At 74.8% G+C, this 674-nt stretch carries 1 protein-coding gene; it reads right to left on the reverse strand.

What is annotated here, in order from left to right:
* On the reverse strand, positions 1-674 hold a 674-nt coding region (locus tag ACVMYR_RS33130; protein WP_457123704.1), incomplete at both ends, for a phosphopantetheine-binding protein.

Genomic DNA, 674 nt, shown 5'->3' on the forward strand with positions numbered 1-674 from the left:
TCTGGGGCATGCCGGGGTTGGGCGGGATGATCGCGACGGGTGGGTCGACGCGTCGGTAGCGGGCGTGCAGGGCCTCGTGCCGGCGGTGCACGTCGCCGAGCGCGGCCATCAACGCCCGCAGATTGAGCTCACCCTCCACCCACCAGGTGGTCGGGCAGACCAGCTCGAAGGGGAGCCAGACGCACTTGGCGACCGACAGCGTCAGCGGCACCGGCTTCGCCGGCCCGGAGCGGGCGGCACCCGACGGTTCCGCCTCGACCCGGGGGCGACGCGGCGCGGTGGCGAGCCACGCGGCGAGCGCGTGCGGCGTGGGGGTGCGGCGGATCTGGGACACGGGGACGACGGCGTCGGTGGCCTCGTCGAGTGCGGCGGCCACGGCGGCGGACTGGAGGCTGGTGCCGCCGAGGTCGAAGAAGCTGTCGTGGACGCCGACCCGGTCGATGCCGAGGACGGTGGCGAAGGCCGTGGTGACGAGCTGCTCGTCGGCGCTGCCGGGCGCGACGTAGTCGACGCCGACGTCGGGGCGCTGGGCGTCGGGTGCGGGCAGGGCGCTCCGGTTGATCTTGCCGGTGCCGCCGACGGGGAACCGGTCCAGGACCATGATGACGGCCGGCACCATGTACGACGGCAGCACCGCCGCCGCGTGCTCACGCAGCGCGGGCACCGATGGCGTA

Source organism: Micromonospora sp. PTRAS2 (assembly GCF_054052245.1).